General features: G+C 66.6%; 14 protein-coding genes. 2 read left to right on the forward strand and 12 right to left on the reverse strand.

The genetic code is table 11. From position 1 onward, the window contains the following. Positions 1–754: 754 nt before the first annotated feature. A complete protein-coding gene (locus ACFV0T_RS11175; protein WP_385776871.1) occupies positions 755–3,811 on the reverse strand; it encodes a BTAD domain-containing putative transcriptional regulator in 3,057 nt (1,018 codons plus the stop codon). A gap of 288 nt (positions 3,812–4,099) precedes the next feature. Here ACFV0T_RS11175 and ACFV0T_RS11180 point away from each other — a divergent pair, with 288 nt between their 5' ends. Then, positions 4,100–4,270 carry a hypothetical protein gene (locus tag ACFV0T_RS11180; protein ID WP_385776873.1) on the forward strand — a complete coding sequence of 57 codons (171 nt, stop codon included), beginning with the start codon at positions 4,100–4,102 and terminating at the stop codon, positions 4,268–4,270. A 56-nt stretch (positions 4,271–4,326) separates the two neighbouring features. On the opposite strand, the gene ACFV0T_RS11185 is transcribed toward ACFV0T_RS11180, so the two are convergent. The 11 genes from ACFV0T_RS11185 to ACFV0T_RS11235 all read right to left on the reverse strand — a co-directional run bounded on the left by ACFV0T_RS11185 (position 4,327) and on the right by ACFV0T_RS11235 (position 17,837). Beyond that, positions 4,327–5,214 carry an NAD(P)-dependent oxidoreductase gene (locus tag ACFV0T_RS11185; RefSeq protein ID WP_385776876.1) on the reverse strand — a complete coding sequence of 296 codons (888 nt, stop codon included), beginning with the start codon at positions 5,212–5,214 and terminating at the stop codon, positions 4,327–4,329. A gap of 108 nt (positions 5,215–5,322) precedes the next feature. Next, positions 5,323–5,862, reverse strand: coding sequence for a flavin reductase family protein (locus tag ACFV0T_RS11190; RefSeq protein WP_385776879.1), 540 nt, complete (start codon positions 5,860–5,862; stop codon positions 5,323–5,325). 101 nt (positions 5,863–5,963) lie between these two features. Beyond that, a complete protein-coding gene (locus tag ACFV0T_RS11195; RefSeq protein WP_385776881.1) occupies positions 5,964–9,020 on the reverse strand; it encodes a BTAD domain-containing putative transcriptional regulator in 3,057 nt (1,018 codons plus the stop codon). Between the two features lie 43 nt (positions 9,021–9,063). Further along, positions 9,064–9,924 (reverse strand): cupin domain-containing protein, encoded by an 861-nt coding sequence (locus ACFV0T_RS11200; protein WP_385776883.1) that lies wholly within the window; start codon positions 9,922–9,924, stop codon positions 9,064–9,066. Positions 9,925–10,077: 153 nt separating this feature from the next. Continuing rightward, complete coding sequence (locus tag ACFV0T_RS11205; protein WP_385776886.1) at positions 10,078–11,607, reverse strand: 4-hydroxyphenylacetate 3-hydroxylase N-terminal domain-containing protein; 1,530 nt, start codon at positions 11,605–11,607, stop codon at positions 10,078–10,080. A gap of 633 nt (positions 11,608–12,240) precedes the next feature. Continuing rightward, entirely contained in the window at positions 12,241–12,897 is a 657-nt protein-coding gene (locus tag ACFV0T_RS11210) for a TetR/AcrR family transcriptional regulator (protein WP_385776888.1), read from the reverse strand. Positions 12,898–13,137: 240 nt separating this feature from the next. Further along, positions 13,138–13,722 carry a carboxymuconolactone decarboxylase family protein gene (locus ACFV0T_RS11215; RefSeq protein ID WP_385776891.1) on the reverse strand — a complete coding sequence of 195 codons (585 nt, stop codon included), beginning with the start codon at positions 13,720–13,722 and terminating at the stop codon, positions 13,138–13,140. A 5-nt stretch (positions 13,723–13,727) separates the two neighbouring features. Next, positions 13,728–14,015: a hypothetical protein gene (locus tag ACFV0T_RS11220; RefSeq protein WP_385776893.1), complete on the reverse strand. Its 288-nt coding sequence runs from the start codon at positions 14,013–14,015 to the stop codon at positions 13,728–13,730. Positions 14,016–14,515: 500 nt separating this feature from the next. Beyond that, positions 14,516–15,916 (reverse strand): M24 family metallopeptidase, encoded by a 1,401-nt coding sequence (locus ACFV0T_RS11225; protein WP_385776895.1) that lies wholly within the window; start codon positions 15,914–15,916, stop codon positions 14,516–14,518. Between the two features lie 140 nt (positions 15,917–16,056). After that, positions 16,057–16,704, reverse strand: a complete 648-nt coding sequence (locus tag ACFV0T_RS11230; RefSeq protein WP_385776898.1) for a helix-turn-helix domain-containing protein — start codon at positions 16,702–16,704, stop codon at positions 16,057–16,059. Positions 16,705–17,075: 371 nt separating this feature from the next. Further along, positions 17,076–17,837 (reverse strand): FAD synthetase, encoded by a 762-nt coding sequence (locus tag ACFV0T_RS11235; protein ID WP_385776901.1) that lies wholly within the window; start codon positions 17,835–17,837, stop codon positions 17,076–17,078. A 190-nt stretch (positions 17,838–18,027) separates the two neighbouring features. Between ACFV0T_RS11235 and ACFV0T_RS11240 the strand changes: the two genes are divergently transcribed. Then, on the forward strand, positions 18,028–18,837 hold the full coding sequence (locus tag ACFV0T_RS11240) for an SDR family NAD(P)-dependent oxidoreductase (protein ID WP_385776903.1): 810 nt from the start codon (positions 18,028–18,030) through the stop codon (positions 18,835–18,837). The last annotated feature ends 91 nt before the right edge of the window (positions 18,838–18,928 follow it).

Genomic DNA, 18,928 nt, shown 5'->3' on the forward strand with positions numbered 1-18,928 from the left:
GGGCCCTTTCTGCTCGTCGGGAGCGGAGATTTCTGCTTGTGGGCAGGTTGATGGCCCGGCTGTCGCATCGGGTGGGCGCCGGGGTTCATGGCTCCAGCCAGACCTGGTTCTGCCCGGTGTCGTGAACAGGCAGGTTGGTACGTCCGGTTGAGCGGACCGTTGGGATGCGGTCCTCGGCGCGGGGCCGCCGACGGCGGCGCAGTCCCAGTCGCGTTTCACCGACTTCGACGCGTGCACCGGACCGCGTTTCGCCAGCGACACGCACGCCCCCACGATCCGCGCCGGAACGTACTGCCTGGCGGATCCGCTCGGTGATGGTCATTCCGACCGAGTGCGACAGCCACCGTCGGCGCGCGGTGAGCCTGTCGAGGAACTTATGGGGTGCTGCCGGCGGACTCGGTGCGGTGCGGGGTGCGCCGACCGCGCCGGAACTTCGCCGACAGCTGGGCCGCCGCCAGCCGGGTTGCTCCGCCGGCGCAAGCCACGTGCTCGCTTCGACGTGGCGCCGGCCGAAGCACATCGTCCATGCCCACCACGAACGTGAACGGTTCCGCCGGCTCCGCAGCCGATCGCTCGGCGACCCGGCTTCCGAAGTCGGCCGCCGAGCTGATCCGGCAGCCCCCGCTGTCGGGCCGGACCACGGCCTTCGGCTCGACCGGTCCGACAGAGCGGTAACTCCGTCCCCGCACGCTCGTGCGAGCCGACCTGGAACACTTCCGACACGCGTCTCAGTCGCGCCTGTCTGCGCGAGCTCTCATCGGCGCAGCTGGGTGACGAGTCGGCGAACCTCGTCGGACGGCGCGACGCCGAGCTCCCTCATCCGTGCGACGTACCGCTGATAAAGCGCCAACACTGCGTCATCGCTCCCGCTGGCGTACTCGAGCTGAATGGCGAGCTGCCAGGCCTGCTCGCGGTAGGGATCGTCGCGGAGCACGCAGTCGACCAGCCCCTTCGCTTCACGCAGCTGGTTCAGTCGATAGGCCAACTTGGCCGCGTCGACTCTGGCCGACACGAAAATCTCGGTCAGAGCCACGCGACGCTCCGCGACCCATTTACCTCCCGCCGTTGCCAGGAAAGTGCCCCTCTCCGTACTGCTGAGGGCGTGCAAGAGCGTCTGGAGTCGAACCGCTCCGTCTTGCCTTCCGGCTTGCGCGACTATGTCAACGGCTCGTTGGGCCGAGCCCCTCGCCAGCTCCGGGCCAACCAGACTGAAGACATCCCCGTCCTGCGACGGCCCAAGGTCTGCCGGGAGCGCCTGGCGAAGCCGGAAGAGGGCTTGGCGCAGGTAACTTCGGCTGGCCGCATCGTTGCGGCCGCCGAAGAGCGCGCCGAGAAGCTCATCGCGGGTAGCCCTCCGGTCAGGGCTTCCGAGCAGATAACTGAGCAGCTCCACACTCTTCGTCAGGCGAGGCTGGACGACATTCCCGTCGACCGTGAGAGTCGGCTCTCCGAACTCCTCGAGGACGAGACGCGGCGCACTCACATTCACGCGCACGGGGAGCCGGCCCGAGAGCACGGCCAGGATTTCGTGACAGTGCGACATGCGACTGGACTTCGTGTCCGCCGCCCTGGACGCGACCGATGGCATGTCAGCCAACGCTGTCAGCAGCAAGTGCTGAGTCCCGTGGGTCGAGGCGGCGACGAAGGCCAGCTCTGCCGTGGCGTCGGACTCGTCCTCGAGGCCGAGCCGCCATTGCGCCTCAGCCAGGTACACCGCAGCGGTCGGGAGATCGAGCTGGCGGTCTCCTCTCTGCATACTCAGCAGGCATGCCGAGAGTTGCTCCCGCGCCTCGGCGTCCCTGCCTTGGAGCAGCATGGAAAGACCCGTCCAAAGCTGCCACGTCTCGCGCGTCAGGGCATAGTCCGAGACGCCGTTGGCAGCAGCCGCCGCCAGCACACGGTCGGCACGTTGCCTGTCGCCCTCGAGACGCAGCCACAGCTTGGCTTCGGCGAGAAGGCTCATGTTGTGGAAGACCTTCGAGCCTGTCGACGCAATGAGGTCCCGCCCCTGTTTGAGCAAGGACCAGGCTTCTTTGCCGCGGCCGAGGTCCAGCATGAGATCGACCGCGTCGACGGCATGCAACCAGACCGGCTGCGACGAACTGCGACGAGGCTCGTACATGGCCATCGCGGCGTCCAGACGCCCCGTGGCGCGCAGTGCAGCAACGACCCAGGGACCGCCGAGGATAGTGCGCCACGGGTCGAACGAGCCTGGGTCGTCGAGTCCGTCAAGGCGGCCGCGGATGAAGGCCAGGCGCATCAGCAAACCGTCGACTGGGCCGGAGGGCGTCGACGAGTGTTCCGGGAAGGGGGGCGGCTCCTCGCCGGTTGCGCCCGCGATCAACGTGTCGGCGATGCGCCGGTTCCGACCAGGTGGCAGCTGGTCGCCGACGGTTCGGGCCTCGTCGATCCGTCCGGAGTGCCAAAGGCACCAACAAGCCAGGACCCGGGCCTCCTCGGAGTCGGGAGCACCCAGCTCCGGAAGCCAGTCATAGCCGTGCCGATCGATGAACTCGACTCCGCGGCCCCATTGCTCCAGTGCGAAGGCAACGCGCAGGACGACGGAACCGATCTCCGGAGTCGGGGTCCGGACCGACGCACCCAGTGCATCGAGCCAACGTGCCGCCGGGGCGAAGTCCATCCGCGCGACCAGGTTCGGGAGGGCGGCGGCGGCCAACCGCCCGGCCGCCTCCACATCGCCGAGCCGAAGCAGCTCATCGACGGCTTCCTCACGGGCGCCGTGGGCGATCAGGACTTCCGCGTGTCTGCGACGCACCTCCCCGACCGTCTTGGCGTCCTCCCGTTCGAGAGTCACCTGTAGGAAGTCGCGGAACATGGGGTGGGGCGTCATGCGCGAACCATCGGCGGACCACGTCACCGGAAGATATCGGCCCCGCAGGTCGGCCATGATGTGCGCTGCGTTCTCCTGGCCCAGTGCCCGGGCCCCGTCGACCGATATCTCGTCCAACGGGCTCGTGTGAAGCAAGAAGGTTCGCTCGGCCAGGGAGAGCGAGTTGAATATGTTCGCGGCGACGTAGGAGTGCAGTGAGTCAGGATCCATCTCGCGAGACCGGGCATGGCGCCATCCGTTGAACAGGACGCCGGTCACCCACCCGGCCGTCGCGGCCACCGCCTGCGCGGGGTCCACGTCGAGGTCACCGACTGTTCGAAGTGCCGCGCTCGCCTCCTGGACGTCGAAGGCAAGGTCGGTCTCGACCAGCTCGCCGACCCGGTCGCGCTCGCTGGTCGAGACGAAGTCGAGCTGGACATCGACGCGCGAGATCAGTACGAGGTTCGCGTCGGACGGCAGGTAGCGGGCGAACGAGGACAGCACCGCGGTGCAGCTCTCGTCGGAAGCGATTCGCTCCACGTTGTCGCAGACCACAATGAGGCGACTGCCTTGCAGGCTTTCGGCGAGCAGGCCGGCGGCTTCACCGATCTGAAGGCTGCTGCTCAGTGCATCCGAGGCGACATCCGCTGCACCGGAAACTATGTTTTCGACAGCCGCCTCGATATAGACGAGAAGACGCCCCGCCGCCTGTTCCGTCCCGTCGAGCGACACCCAGGCAACAGGCCTGTCGAGGTCGCGAAGAGCCAGAACCACCGCGGTTGTTTTGCCGGCACCGGCGGTCGCGAAGACTTTCACGACCGTGTGGCGGTCGAGGAGTTCGTGTATGCGTTGGCTGAGCCTCTGGCGGTGGACTACCTTTTTCGCAGGCTCGGGGATTGCGAGTTTCCGCCTGATGATCGCGCGGTGGTGACGACCTGGTGTCTTTGGCTCACTCGCTCGACCGGGCTCGGATTCAAGCATCGGAGCAACTCCGAGAAGGTCCGCAGGAGCAGGCTCCTCTCCCAGCATCCCAGGCCATGCATTCCGACATCGCCCAACCTCCGCGGCTCTTATTGCTCCTCGCGGAGTCTACGTGAACAGTCCCGGGTTCGGTAGGGACTCCGGCCTGACCCAGTTACGTGGAGTCGGGATAGCTGATTTCGCGCTACAGGTACTGCGCGTAGTGCGTACTCCGCCGGACCGAGCATGCCCGGGGCGAAGTGTTTGCGCGTGCGATTGTGGAAGATTTCCAGGTGCTCGAAGAGTGCGGTGGACAGCTCACGACGGGTCCGCCATCGCTTCTGGTTGAGCGGTTCGATCTGGACTCGCGCCCCGAAGGGGGCTTCCATCATCTCCACGGACGCGCGCACCGAGCACGCCGTCGCCGCGGTGCTGGAGCCCGAGGACCTGCCGGCCACCCGCACCAGCGGTGGCCGCTAGGACTCGAAAGGGGGTGCCGACCGTGACGGGGGAACACGGCCGGCACCCGATCCACTTCAGCGCTGACCGGCCTCGCGCTGAAGCCGGATGAGGAGGGCCATGAAATCCAGCTCCCCCAGCCCGGTCGAGATGCACGCCTGGAGCAGCTGCTGTACGACGCCGGTGACCGGCAGCGGAACTCCACCAGCTGCCGCCGACTCGAGTGCCAGGTCCACGTCCTTGCGCATGAGCCGCGAGCTGAACGTCGACGTGTAGTCGTCCGCCAGGAGGGGTCCGATCTTGTACTTCACGAACGGTGACGCGACCGCCGAGGCGCCGACGACCTCCAGAAGCTTGTCCCGTTGTACGTCGTGTGCCTCCGCCAATGCGATGCACTCGGCGAGAAGTTCGGCCGTCCCGGCGACCATGAGGTTGAGAGCCAGCTTGATGATTCGTGCAGCGTCTCCCTCGCCGGCGTAGAACACATGGGGGCCGATGTCGCGGAGCAGGCTTTCGGCGGACGCGAAGACGGCGTCCTCACCCGAGGCGATGATCGTGAGGTTTCCGGCACGCACGACACCCGGGTTCCCGCTCACCGGAGCGCGTAGGTACTGGACGCCGCCGGCCGCAGCCGCGACGGCCACGTCACGGGAGACCTCCGCGGAGACGGTGCTCATGTCGATGAGCGTCCGTCCCTTGCCGGACGCGGTGTGGGCGAGCCCCCCGTCGGGCGCGAGCGCGACATCGGCCAGGGCACGGGAGTCCGCGACCATCGTGATGCAGACCTCTGACCGGGTCCACGCCTCGTGGGGGGCGTCCAGCTCGAACGCGCCCATGGCCACCAGGCCGTCGGCCTTGCCTTTCGACCGATTCCAGACATGGACCTCGTGGCCTGCGTTGATGAGCCGTTCGGCAATGGCGGATCCCATCTGGCCAAGGCCCAGCACGGATACGTCCACGTTCATCTCCTGGGGATAGGGTGCGCGACGTGCGCAAAGGGCTGTTGATGGCACCCAGGCCCGACACCTCACGGTGACGTCTCGGTACTGGCCTGGGGCCTGGGCGGAGTCCTGCTACACCGATGAAGCGAGCTGCCAGTCGAGCTCCAGCTGCGCATGGGAACGGGGATCGCAGAGGCTGCCGAATTTTCCACCGAAGTACACGAGGGGTTCCGGGGCGACGGAGTAACCGCACTTGACCACCTCGCCGATGAAGATCGTGTGGTCGCCGCCGGCGATCTCTTCGCTCACGTTGCAAACGAAATGAGCGACTGAGCCGTCGACTATGGGGAGGTCGTGGTCGGTTCGCAGCCCGACGCCGGCGAACTTGTCGTCACACCGGCTCGCGAACCGAAGCGCGTGCCGTTCCTGGCCCTGCGAAAGGACGCTGACGGCGAAGACTCCGGAGCCGGAAATGGCGTCCCTCGTCGCAAGGGTGTTTCCGACGCACACCAGTAGCAAGAGCGGATCCAGGGAAACAGACGCAACAGCACTGGCTGTCATCCCTGCCGGTCCGTTCGGAGTTGTGGTGGTCACGATCGTAACGCCGGTCGTGAAGCGCGCCATTGCCCCGCGAAATGCGGCACGCATCTCCTGCGCGGTCGATGCACCCATGATGCCTCCATTGCCTGTGACGAGATGGCTTGAGCGTTTCCTGTATCCAGCCGGCCTGAGTGTGACTGACGACATGTTTATCGACGCGAAATCGGCCCGAGCTAACGGCGCAGCCGCACGACAAGTCGGCGAACCTCGTCGGACGGTGGCACGCCGAGCTCCCGCATCCGCGCGACGTACCGTTGGTAGAGCGCCAGCACGGCGTCATCGCTGCCGCTGGCATGCGCCAGCCCGATGGCGAGCTGCCAGGCCTGCTCGCGGTACGGGTCTTCGCGAAGCACGTGGTCGACCAGTCCCTTTGCCTCGCGATAACGGTTCATTCGATACGCGAGCCTGGCCGCGGCGACCCGAGCCGACAAGATGGTCTCCGCCAGGACTGCCCGACGCTCCACGACCCAATCCCCGGACACCGTTGCGAGATACGGCCCCCTTTCAGAAATGCTGAGGGCGAGCGACAGAGTCCGGAGACGAATCTCTCCGTCCTGCCTCCCGGCCTGGGCGACGAGATCGACGGCCCGTTGCGCCGAACCCATGGCCAGCGCGGGGCCGACCAGTTGAACGACGTCGCCGTCATGCGCCGGGCCCAGGCCGTCGGGCAGTACCTCGCGAAGCCGGTAGAGCGCCTGTCGCAAGTAGCTTCGGCCGGCGGCATCATTGCGGCCACCGAAGAGCGCCCCGAGAAGCTCTTCGCGGGTAGCCCTGCGATCGGGTGTCCAGAGCAAGTAGCTGAGCAGCTCGACACTCTTCGTCAGCCGAAGCTGAACCACGCTTCCGTCGACCGTGAGGGTCGGTTCGCCGAACTCCTCGAGCACCAGTCGGGGCGTACTCGCGTTCACGCGTACGGGATGTTGGCCCGACAGGACCGCGAGGATCTCGTGCCAGGGCGACATGCGACTGGACTTGGTGTCCGCAGCCCTGGCGGCAACCGACGGGACATCCGCCAGAGCCGTCAGCAGCAGGTGCTTCGTTCTGTGCGTCGAGGCGGAGTCCATCGCAAGTTCGGCCGTGGCGTCGGACTCATCTTCGAGGCCGAGACGCCACTGTGCCTCGGCCAGGTACACGGCAGCCGTCGGCAGATCGAGATGGCGGTCTCCCTGCTGCATGCTCCGGAGGCATTCCGAGAGGTGCTCGTGTCCCTCGGCATCTCTGTTCTGCAGGAGCATCGACAGGCCCGACCACATCTGCCACGTCTCCCGGGTGAGGGCATACTCCGAGACTCCGTTGGCAGTCGCCTCCGCCAGCACGCGGTCGGCACGCTGTGTGTCACCCTCGAGGCGCAGCCACAGCTTGGCTTCGACGAGCAGGCTCATGTTCTTGTAGACCTTCGAGCCGGTCGACGCGATGAGCTCCCTTCCTCGCTTGATGGCCGCGCAGGCTTCCTCTCCGTGGCCGAGGTCGAGCATGAGATCGACGGCGTCGACGGCATGCAGCCAGACCGGCTGCGATGAACCACTGCGAGGTTCGAACATCGACATCGCGGCATCGAGTCGCCCGGTGGCGCGCAGCGCGGCGACGACCCAAGGGCCGCCGAGTACCGTGCGCCACGGATCGAACGAACCCGGGTCGTCGAGTCCTTCAAGGCGACCGCGCATGAAAGCAAGCCGCATCAGCAAACCGTCGAGTGGGCCGGACGGCATGGTCGAGTACTCGGGAAAGGGGGGCTGCTTCTCGCCGGTGGCCAGCGCGATCAGCGTCTGCGCGATGAGCCAGTTCCGACCCGGTGGCAGCCGGTCGGCAATGGACTGCGCGTCCCTGATCCGCCCCGAGTGCCAAAGGCACCAACAGGCCAGGACGTGGGCTTCTTCGAAGTCGGGATCTCCCTGCTCCGGCAGCCAGCCGTAGCCATGGCGATCGACGAGTTCCACTCCACGATGAGATTGCTCGAGTGCGAACGCGACGCGCAGGATGACCGATCCGATCTTCGGGGTCAGAGTCCGGACCGACGCTCCCAGGGCATCGAGCCAGCGTGCCGCCGGCGCGAAGTCCATCCGTGCAACGAGACTGGGGAGTGCCACGGCAGCCGACCGCCCAGCCGCCTCCAGGTCACCGAGCCGGAGCAACTCGTCGACGGCCTCCTCGTGCTCGCCGCGGGCGATCAGAACCTCGGCGTGCCTGCGGCGAACCACGCCGAGCGTCTTGGCCTCTTCCCGCCCCAGAGCCTCTTGGAGGAAGTCGCGAAACACCGGGTGCGGCGTCATTCGCGAACCGTCCGAGGACCACGTCACCGGAAGATGCCGGGCGCGGAGATCCACCATGACCTGCGCCGCGTTCTCCTGCCCCAGGGCCTGGGCGCCCTCGACGGACACCTCCTCCAACAGACTCGTATGAAGGAGGAACGTCCTCTCGACCAGGGAAAGCGAGTTGAAGACGTTCGCTGCGACATAGGACCGCAGCGAGTCGGGATCCAGCTCGCACGGCCGCGCATGACGCCAGCCCTCGAACAGGACGCCAGTGACCCAGCCCCCTGTCGCCGCCACCGCCTGAGCCGGATTCACGTCGACACGGCCGACAGATCGAAGTGCTGCGCCCGCTTCCTGAGCGTCGAAACCGAGATCGCTCTCGACCAGCTCACCCACCCGGTCACGCTCGCTCGTCGAGCCCGGGTCGAGGCGGACATCGACACGCGAGATCAGTACGAGGTTCACGCCGGACGGCAGGTAGCGGGCGAAGGACGACAGCACGACGATGCACGTTTCATCGGGGGCGATTCGTTCCACGTTGTCGCACACGAGAATGAGCCGACTCCCCTGGAGGCTCTCAGCCAGCAGCCCGGCTGCCTCGCCGATGTGAAGACTGCTGCTCAGGGCATCAGTCGCCACATCGGCTTCGCTGGGGACAGCGCCCTCGACCGCCGCCTCGAGATAGACGAGCAGCCGGCCCGCCGCCTGCTCCGTACCGTCGAGTGACAGCCAGGCAACGGGCCTGTCGAGTTCACTGACGGCCAGGGCCACTGCCGTGGTCTTGCCGGCCCCGGCCGTCGCGAACACATTCACCACAGTGTGGCGCTCGAGCAGCCCTTTCAACCGTTGACTCAGCCGGTCGCGGACGACGACGCCTTTGCCAGGCTCCGGCATGGCCAGTTTCCGTCTGATGATCGCGCGATGCTGGCGACCTGGCGCCTTGGAGGCGCTTGGTCTGTCGGAATCGGAGTCACCCATCGATCCTCGAGCCTCCGTGCTCGTCAGTGCTCGTCAGTGATCCTCAGTGCTCGTCCGGGACCTTGCTCCAGTCGTCCGGGAAGAAGAAGCCGTCCGAAGTCGGAGGAATCGGCGACTGCACTTCGATCCAGCGGGCCGGCTCGTCCCGTTCGTTGACGAAACCATGTGTGCCGTTGGTGCCTGCCCACACCAGATCACCCGTCTGGATGACCTCGTCGTGGCCGTCGAGGGTCCCTCGCATCCCGCCGGAGGTGAAGTAGTAGATCTCCTCGAACGGGTGGTAGTGGACCTTGGCCGCCTTGCCCGGGCCGGACTTCGGTGCGATCTCGCACACGAAGACGGTGTGATGCTGTGCTCCCAGGAGCTGGTCGACCATCATCCTGAGGCTGATGTTCTTGACGTTGGGACCGTGGTAGCCAGGCATCGACAGCTGGGCGTACGGGGCCATGTCCGAGTCCTCGAAGTGCCCGACGAAGCGATGCCGGGGGTCCGTCTCGGACGGCCGGCCGAGGTTCTCACCCGGAGCGGGTTTGGCGGCGATGCTGCTACGGGCTCCGTCGAACGTCGGCGGCTTCGGTGCGCGTACCCCGAGCCATGTCAGTCCCTCATCACCGGCGGAGAGCGAGTGGGCCACGCCGACAGGCGCCACACCGTAGTCGCCGGAACCAAGTTCGTAGCGCAGCCCGGCGAAGGCTGCTTCGCCGGATCCGCCGGTGATGAACCACGACTCCTCGAACGGGCAGCGCGCCCAGCCCGTCGTCGCCCCGGGAGCCAGCTCGTACAAGCTCACTTCCAGGTGATCAGCACCCTGCTCGTGTCCGACCAAGAGCGCCTGCCGAAGACCCGGAACGCCCTCGACGTCGAAGAACTTCCGGTCCGCCGCACGGGCAATGTAATAGGCCATGCCATTATCTCCGTTCACACGCGAAGGTGCCTGGGCCGGCATCCCTCGCCCAGTTATTCCTGATCCTCATCGGGCCTCTGCCCAGGGGTGACGGTGAGGGCGGGCGGTTCGCGGCCGACAACCGCCACGAACCGCCCTTGCACCGTCGTCGGCTCAGCGGACCTGTGAGCCCTCGAGCCGCACGCCGTCGAGGCGTCGGGCATATTCGGCCTGCTCGGTGTAAGCCGTCACCTCGGGGGCCTCGGGCTCCGGAAGGCCACAGACCTTCCGGGCAAGCTGCGTGATCGGCCCGGAGGGTGACAGCTCCGAGCGGGTCATCGTGCGCATCCGAGTGCCGAGCAACGGGGTCCCGTTGAACTGCTCGAAGGTGCTCACCCTGTCCCCGAAGTCGGAGAGGAACAGGTCACGGATGACACGCGAGATGCGCAGGCGGTCATAGGGCTCGCCGACCGCACCTTCCTGCAGCGGTGCCAGCCAGTCGTGAAGCTCGGGGTTGTTCCACTGATCCTCGGTCGGGAACAGGAGCGAGGCGCGGCCGGCGAGGTCGATCACCTCGTTCCTCATGTCCGCGTACTTCTCCAGGTAGTACGACCGGCCGAAGTCGAAGAGCAGGACGTTCGGCTTGTAGAGCCCCGAAGGCGAGATGAACCCTTCCGTCTCGGACGCGATCACGTGGGCCCGCATCGTCTGGTAGAACTCGACGAGACGCGCCACGCGGGCCTGGACCGGCGGAATCTGGAAGGTGCCGAGGTGCTCGGTCATCAGCATCGCGAGACCGACCATGAGTTCGGCCCGGACCATCTGCCGGATGAGCGCCTCGTAGTGCGTCCAGTCGAAGATGCGCTGCGGGTACAGCGAAGCGTGCTCGGGGCTTCCGATGTGGAATACGAGCTCCCACGGAATGAACACGTTGTCGAAGATGACGGTGCATTCGAGCTCGTCACCGGCCGAGGAAATCGGGTGGTTGGCGGGGTCCTCACGCACCGTCGTCTCGCGGGAGGTTATCGTGACGCCCGGCGCGTTCACCGGAACAGCGCCGTAGATGACCTGCTCGCTCTCGATTCCCGGGCGGTAGAAGACGCCGATGTGCAGGTAGTCGGCGAACGGCGCACCGGTGACCACGGCCTTGACACCGTTGACCACGATGCCGTCGTCGCGCGTCTCCATGACACGCAGCGCGGTCTTGGCCGCGTGCTGCCTGGACCGGTCGATCTGAGGGTCGATGAAGGCGAAGGCGCAGTTGAGGTCGCCCTCCTTCACCAGCTTCAGGAACTTGCGGATGCCCACGGTCAGGTCACGCCCGCCAGTACCCACGGACTGGTCGCTCCACGGCTGCGGGTCCTCTTCGTAGGTGACCAGGCCGTAGTTGTTCGCGCACGGAGTCCGCCCGATCGATCCGCCGTCGAGCTCCCGGACCACGGTCTCCAGATACACACGCTTGCGCCGCAGCCCCGCAGCGTCCCCGTGATGGAACCACATCATCGAACGACGCACTCCGTCGTCGTCGACGAAGGTCATCATGTCCTGCGTCTCGGGCTCGTGGTGCAGGTCGTAGAATTTCGCAAAGCTCTTGGCCGCTGCCCTGGTCTTCGGGTGCGTCGTGAGATCGTCGATCCGATCACCTCCGACCCAGACAACGCGCCCGTCTCTGAGGGACTCCAAGTACTCGTCGCCAGTTCGCATCAAACGCCACCCTCTCTACTTCACCAGGTACCATCGTGCATGGACTGTTCTTATCGGGTTGCCATCCACATTCCACTCGACAGAACGTCACGGGGAATTGGCGAACCCGTTTTGTGAACCTGCCCTCAACGGGTTAGAAGCCGGGAAATCAGTGCCACAATCGGCTGACGCTTCGTTGATTTCCTTGGAGTTTAGCCAGGCGACGTTAATGGGGTGTTAATCGTGCCGACACGCCGTTGACCTCGGCTTTTCGTGACGGTTCCGTCGGAATCTCGGGCGGGCCGTCAGGGTCGTACGGATGATCACGAGCAGGTCTGCGGCTCGGCTGCCGCGTCGGATGGGCGCCTGTTTTCCAGGCCCTGAACATGGAGGGGCCTGATGGAGGAGGGCTCGTGTACCGACACGGGGCGTGCCGGCGGCCCCGGTTCGCAGGAGCGGTGAAGCCCCTGTAACGGGGGTGGAGCGAAAGGGCTGCGCCGAGCGTCTCCCCCTGGAGCTCGGGCACGTTCGCCGACGCGCCGCCGTCGAGGTGGCGCGCCCGGCGTGCACCGGGGGCGCAGGCCCTGGAGGATCGCCGAGGCAAGTAGCGCTGTATCGGAGCCGGTTGACGCACTCGACCAGGTTCCTGGGAGGTTACGCAGGCCACTGACCGTAGACCTTCGGCGAAGTGCGATTCCCGGGCTCATGCAGTGCGATGCGGGCCTGGCGGGTCAGACAGGCGCGGAGTCTGTGCTCGCCGAGTTCGGGGAGGAGCGCGGAGACGTGTTCGGCGGACAGCGTGGCAAGAAGCGTGTGGGCGGCGGCCCGCGGGTCAGGTACGGCGTGGAGCAGGGTCGTCACATGGCGGTGCCAGAAAAGGTAGGCCTGGGCCCGGTAGCGCGCGCCCGCGGTCGAGGTCTCCGATGTACGGACCAGATCCAGGTGCTGGATCAGGTGGTCGACGTAGGCATCGAAGAATGCCACGAGGCGCTCGCACGCCGGGGCCCCCGGACCCAGTGGGGGAGGGCCGTGCAGGATGGCTTCCCGCAGTGCCTGCTCGCGGACGGTCAGCAGCGCGGTGGCCAGTCCGGATCTGTCGCCGAAGCGACGGAACAAGGTGCCCTTGCCGACACCTGCGGCGGCTGCCACCTGGCCCATGGAGGGGCCGTCCGCGCCATGCTCGTCGAACAGTCTTGCGGCGGCCTCGAGTATCGCCGCGCGGTTGCGCGCCGCATCCGCGCGTTCTTTGCGCGGCGGGGCCGGCGTCGGCGCGGAGAAGCAGCGTTCCGACGGGTCCTGTTCATGTCTCACGTGCAGTTTCCTGACCACAACATGTTGTCTGGGCACTAGGGATTCCAACGTGCCGCGGACCACCGGTTCACGGCCCGCACGACGGCTCGCGCTACCTCTTCGCCTCGCCTCGCCTGAGAGCGGGACGGCCGCCATGAGCGCAGGACGTTCGCAGGCGGCTCGCCGTGCGTGCAGCTCATCCGCGCACAGCGTGAGGCCGGCCAGGCTCCTGCCTGACCGGCCTCAGTGCCTTACGCGGTGTCAGAGCTGGGCTGCCACAGGAGCGGGTGCCTCCGGCATGTCCATCTCGAAGTCCATGACACGGTGGAAGCGTGACAACGCATTCCACACGCTGATGCACATGACAAGCTCGACCAGCGCCGCTGCGTCGAACACCCGCTGTACGTCGTCGCGGACACTCCTCGAGACGCCGGTGTGGTCACTTTCCAGGGGGACCGTCGGAAGGGCGACCGTCATCTCCTCGGCCAGCTGAAGAGCGAGCCGCTCCTGCTCGGTGAAGCCTTCGAGCTTACCGTTCGCAACGGCGCCGAGCTCGTCGACCGTCACCCCTTTGGCCAGCGCGGACGAGCATCGGTGACTCGCCGTGTAGCGACAGTGGTTGAGGACGGCGACGCGTACGGCGACCAGGTCCTTCACACGCTGATCCAACGCGCCCGGGCCGTTGAGCTGCCCGAGGAACGGCAGGTATTTGGCGAGCAAGCCGGGGCTGTTACCGATGGCCGCCCAGGTGTTCAGCACGTCGCCGTAGAGATTCACCCCTTGGGCGAGAGCGGGTTGGTCGACCGATGAGAACTGATCGGACGTGAGTAGAGGCACCAGCGACATGAGAGTTACCTTTCGACGGATCCTGCCTGGAAGCGGCTGGATCGGGGTGAAGGTGAGGCAGACTCCTGGGGTCCGGTCATATCCGCAGGCTCGTTCTGACAGCGTGGTGAGGCACCAGGTTTCCGCGAGCCGATCGCGATCCCCATCGTCGCGTTGAACCACGGCACGAGGAAGGTCAGGGCGATGCGCATCGTGAGTACCCACGTGAACGGGCCGTCCCGGACCTGCGCATACAGGTTGACCATGAACAGAGTTGACCCGACGATCAGGGCGGCCGTGGTCGTCTGCGCCATGGACCTGCCTCGTACGGCACCTCGCAGCGCCACGCTCCAGGCGACAGGGGGAGTCTTCGCTTGAGAGTCTTGCTCGGACAGGCTCATTTGTCCTTCAACGCTCTGGACGTCACGTCACGATCCGCACGGTTTCTCGACGAGGCTGACGAACGCCTGCACCCACCGAGCCGTGACCGTACGGCCGACGGGCCGGTGGTCGATGGGCAGAGTGCAGGCATCGTGCGTGTCACGCCGCGTCGACCTCGCCTCCGCTGCGACCTCAAGGCCGAGCCGGGTCGGCCGGCGCTTTCCACCGCGCGGAGGGGAGAGGAAGGTGTCGGGCGGCTGGGTGAGGTTCCCCTCGTAACGCAAGGCCGTGACCAGCGGGCCGGACGAGGGTTCTGCTGACAAGAAGTGGAACCTGGAGACGGAGTTCCGTGAGGGGGTGTGCGGACCTGGCTCACGGGCAAAATCGGCGGCTCGCGGCCCCGCGGCTCAACGGGCTTGGGACAGCCTGTCGGTCAGAGGTCGGCAGAGCCGTTTCGGTGGCTGGACGCGGTCCCGGCGACCGTGTTCAGATGCGACTGGGAGTCGCGCTGGGTCGACAGTGGTCCCGAGACGGTGTAGTAGCGCTGGCCGGCGACGAGAAGCTCCTCCGCTGGGAATTTGGTGATCACCTCGCACCCGTCCGCGGTCACCACGAGCTCCTCCTCGATCCGGGCCGCGCCCCAGCCGTCCTTCGACGGCCAGTAGGTCTCCAGCGCGAACACCATGCCCTCTTCGAGCACCTCGGGGTGCTCGAGGGAGACAAGTCTGGAGAACACCGGCTTCTCCCAGATCGACAGCCCGACACCATGGCCGTACTGAAGCGCGAAGGCGGCTTCCTCGTCGGGGAACCCGAATTCCTGGGCCGTCGGCCACACCGACACGATGTCGGCCGTCGTGGCCCCGGGCCGGACGAGGCTGATCGCTTCGTCCATGTACTCACGGCAGCGCGTGTAGGCGTCCCGTTGGGCGGATGAGGCACTGCCGACAGCGAACGTGCGGTAGTAGCACGTGCGATAGCCGTTGTAGCTGTGCAGAATGTCGAAGAACGCCGGGTCCCCGGGCCGCACGATGCGGTCCGAGAAGACGTGGGGGTGTGGTGCGCACCGCTCCCCGGAGATCGCGTTGACACCTTCGACGAACTCCGAGCCGAGGTCGTAGAGCGTCTTGGCCACCACACCCACGCACTCGTTCTCGCGCACACCCGGCCGGAGGAACTCATAGAGGTTCTCGTAGGCGGCGTCGACCATCGAGCAAGCGTGGGTGAGCAGGTGGATCTCGTCACGTGTCTTGATGCGTCGGGCCTCCAGGAACACCTGCTGGCCGTCGACCACCGTGATGCCCGCGTTCTGCAGGGCCATCAGGACCGGAAGCTCGATGACGTCGACGCCGAGCGGCTCGTCCAGAAGCCCGTACAGCTCGAGCTCGTGCTTGATCTTCCGGGCGACGGAGTCGCCCATGCCGACCAGAGGGTTGATGGCGCCGCGCAACGTCGAGATGCCGGCGCGAGCGCCACTCGGGTTGCGGGCATCGGCCCCGTGATGGGCTCCGTGCGGATCACCGTCCGCGTGGGCCTTCGAGTAGTCCAACCACGGGTTGTACAGCTGGTGGTGCTTGGCGGCTGAACCGAAGTCCCAGACTATCGGCTCACCTCCCCTGACCAGCAGGGAGAACCGGATCATCTTGTCGACTGCCCAGGTGCCGATGTGCGTTGAGGTCATGTAGCGGATGTTGGAGAAGTCGAAGGCCAGGACCGCTCCGAGGTCGGACCGCTCCAACGACTCGCGGAGACGGGCCAGCCGCTCGTCGCGGAGCCTGTTCATGTCGACGCGGGTTTCCCAGTCGACCGCGTTCGGTCCAAACGTCGGAATCGCCATCACAAGTCCTTTGCCAAGCGCACAGTCGCGGGTGTTGGAGACGCAGGTGCACCGCCTGCATGAGGCCTGATACACGCTGTTCAGTAATACTTAACACCTGGAGAACGAGCGACGTCAACTCCCGCTGAGCAGCCGGGTCCTTACGAGCGGCTTCCTCCCCGCCGGGCGTCAGTGGGGTGGCAGGTGGGGATCGAGCCCTCGGTTCCCGACGCACCGCAGCCCGCAACCACGTGCCACAGGCCCCTCGCCGGCTCGTCGCTCTCGTTCACGTACAAGTGGGGAACCGCAGAGTCGAAGCTGATGGACGAGCCGGGTTCAAGGCTGTACGTCTCGAACCCGAGGCGGACGGTCAGGCGCCCCGACATCAGAAAGCCGTACTCCCGTCCCTGGTGAATCATCAACCCTCCGTTCGTGGAGGAGCTGCTGCCAGGCGGGTAGGTCACGAGCAGTGCGTTGACAAGCGGGTCAGGGCTGGGCGTAAGCCGCTCCCAGGTGACGCCGCTGTCCATCACCAGCACAGCTCGTTGGTCGGGCGCCACAACAGGGGACGCGGGGGGCGTCGGTGGGCCGGGACGGTGCTCCACCCGCGGTCCGGCGAGGAGCTCATCGAACGAGATCGAGAGTTCCGACACCAGGGAGTAGAGAGTGGCGACCGAGGGTTCGGAGTGCCCGTTCTCGATCTGGGACAGCATGCTCGGTGAGATGCCGACGCGGCGACTCAACTCACGAACGCCGAGCTTTGCCGCAGTGCGAGCGGCGCGCAGGCGAGCGCGTGCTTCGGGTTCCACGGGGTCCGTTCCCTCCTCGATTCCGGCATGCGGTCCACGCGCGGTCGTTGATCGGCGCCGGACGTTGCCCAGGACTGTGTGCAGTAATACTAAACGGCTCAGGAGGGTGTGAGACGCCTGCAGGCATCCGGGAGTGGCCACCGATGCCAGGATCGACAGCCTTCGCAGGCGTCGGCCTCGGGCCCTTCCGGTACACCGGTCCGGACCAGGTGAAGTCCGACACCGCGACGGTGATGTCGGCGGGACCCACTTCGCGCTCTTCCTCGTCGACTTCGATCCTTCCCTTTGGGAAGCGCTGTGAACGGCGCACGCCCAGGCGCGTGGTCCGCGGAACCCGAACACCTGCGGGAGCAGTGGAACGGCGGCTCGGCCTATGAGGCATGCTTCACGAACGTCACCTCGACATGGGTGCCGGTCCGCGTTGTCACCCTGACCTCGACCGTGCGGTCCTGACGCACTCGTAGCGCGCAGGGACGACTGTCGACGTACCCGAGATAGAGCCCGGGTGCGGGCAGCGCGTATTCGTGCGAGATCAGCAGCCGCCCGTCGTCGCTCACGACTGCCGGAAGGGCCAGGGGGGCTCCCAGCAGGTCGGCGGCCAATTCGACGTCGCCGTCGGAGATCAGCCTGCGGATGCGCGTCGATGAGATCGGCTCACGGGCAGGGCCCCACGTGACGAGCGGGACGACCCGGGTGCTGAGCTCGGGGTGCTGTTCGAAAGTGGTCGTCGTCCCGGCGCCCCGGGCGCCGAATCGAAAGCCCTGGCCGACACTGACGAACTCCGCGCCGAGCTGGTCGACAACGACATCCTCGATGAAGTCCTCGGCAGAGACCCGCGACCAGGCTCGGTCGAACGGGACGATCGCCACGCGCCTGATTCCCAAGCTGCAAAGTTTCTGAAGCTTCCGTCGGCGATCGCTCAGCAGACTCGGTACCTGGCGTGGGTCGAGCACCTGCAGCGGGTGAGGGTCAAATGTGAGCACTGTGTCGCACCCGTGGAGGACCTGGCGGTGACCGAGATGAACGCCGTCGAAGGTCCCGATCGCAACAGTGGCGCGCGAGCGCGCTCCACGGGTGCGGCGACCACCGGCACTCCGTATTTCTTGGGGTACCGCGAGGCTGAGGACCTCCATCACCCCTCCCTCCTTCGACCTCAGTGCAGGCTGGGCGCAGTCTCCGCCTCGCACCGTTACCCGTTCGGAAGGTGCGAGACGGCCCGACAGGCCGCTCGTGAACCCTGCGTTAACCGCGCTTGCAGGGGCCTCGGCGCTTCAGATCCACTCTCCACGGTAAGGAATGACCCGCTGACTGGAGGAGCCGAACATGGCTGCAGGTTGGAACTTGGAAGGCCGCACGGCTTTCGTGACCGGTGGTAGTCGAGGCCTGGGCTTCGCCATCGCTCAGGCGCTGCTCGAGCGTGGCGCCAAGGTGGCGATCGCGGCCAGGGACGAGGCTGCCGTCAAGGCTGCGGCCGGTCGTCTCACCGCTGGAGCCGGCGCCGAGGACGTGCTCCCCGTCGTCATGGACGTCACCGACACGGATTCCGTCAGCAGGGTGCTGGCGGAGGTGCACGCGTGGCACGGCAGCCTTGACATCCTCGTGAACAACGCGGGGCCGCAGCTCGCGCCGTCCACCCTGGACAAGGTCGACGAGAAGGTCATCGCCTCGGCCTTCGACACGAAGCTGATCGGGTTCCTTCGCGTCTCGCAGGCCGCTCTCCCGTACTTGAGCCGGACCGGCAGCGGCAGCATCGTCAATGTTGTCGGCGCCACCGCTCACGCGGTGATTCCCAACACCGCTCCCACGGCCATCGTGAACGCGGGCGTGGTCGCGCTCACGAGCTACCTGGCGACCGAGGCGGCTCCCAGCAACATCCGGGTCAACGCGATCTCCCCCGGAATGACGAAGACCGAGGGCTGGCTCACCAAGACGGAGGGCATGGGCAAGCAGCAGGGCAAGAGCGCCGAAGAGGTTCGGGCCGGCATGGCCAAGGGGCTCGGCATTCGCCTCGACCGGTGGGCCGAGCCCGCCGAAATCGGCGCCGCGGCGGTGTTCCTGGCGTCCGATGACGCCTCCTACGTGACCGGCCAGGTGCTGCGCGTCGACGGCGGACTGTCGAAGCCCGTCGCCTGATCCCAGGCACCCGGGCAAGCGCCGTCCAAGGTCCGCACTCGCCTTGGATGGCGCTCCTGGTTTGTGTACCCGAGGTTCCGCCGAGTGCTCT

Source organism: Streptomyces sp. NPDC059582, from assembly GCF_042735715.1.
GTDB lineage: Bacteria > Actinomycetota > Actinomycetes > Streptomycetales > Streptomycetaceae > Streptomyces.

Coding starts and splice junctions, on each gene's coding strand:
- ACFV0T_RS11175 (WP_385776871.1), bottom strand. CDS start 3,811: ATGCTTGAATCCGAGCCCGGTCGAGCGAGTGAGCCAAAGACACCAGGT.
- ACFV0T_RS11185 (WP_385776876.1), bottom strand. CDS start 5,214: ATGAACGTGGACGTATCCGTGCTGGGCCTTGGCCAGATGGGATCCGCC.
- ACFV0T_RS11190 (WP_385776879.1), bottom strand. CDS start 5,862: ATGGGTGCATCGACCGCGCAGGAGATGCGTGCCGCATTTCGCGGGGCA.
- ACFV0T_RS11195 (WP_385776881.1), bottom strand. CDS start 9,020: ATGGGTGACTCCGATTCCGACAGACCAAGCGCCTCCAAGGCGCCAGGT.
- ACFV0T_RS11200 (WP_385776883.1), bottom strand. CDS start 9,924: ATGGCCTATTACATTGCCCGTGCGGCGGACCGGAAGTTCTTCGACGTC.
- ACFV0T_RS11205 (WP_385776886.1), bottom strand. CDS start 11,607: ATGCGAACTGGCGACGAGTACTTGGAGTCCCTCAGAGACGGGCGCGTT.
- ACFV0T_RS11215 (WP_385776891.1), bottom strand. CDS start 13,722: ATGTCGCTGGTGCCTCTACTCACGTCCGATCAGTTCTCATCGGTCGAC.
- ACFV0T_RS11220 (WP_385776893.1), bottom strand. CDS start 14,015: ATGGCGCAGACGACCACGGCCGCCCTGATCGTCGGGTCAACTCTGTTC.
- ACFV0T_RS11225 (WP_385776895.1), bottom strand. CDS start 15,916: ATGGCGATTCCGACGTTTGGACCGAACGCGGTCGACTGGGAAACCCGC.
- ACFV0T_RS11235 (WP_385776901.1), bottom strand. CDS start 17,837: ATGGAGGTCCTCAGCCTCGCGGTACCCCAAGAAATACGGAGTGCCGGT.
- ACFV0T_RS11240 (WP_385776903.1), top strand. CDS start 18,028: ATGGCTGCAGGTTGGAACTTGGAAGGCCGCACGGCTTTCGTGACCGGT.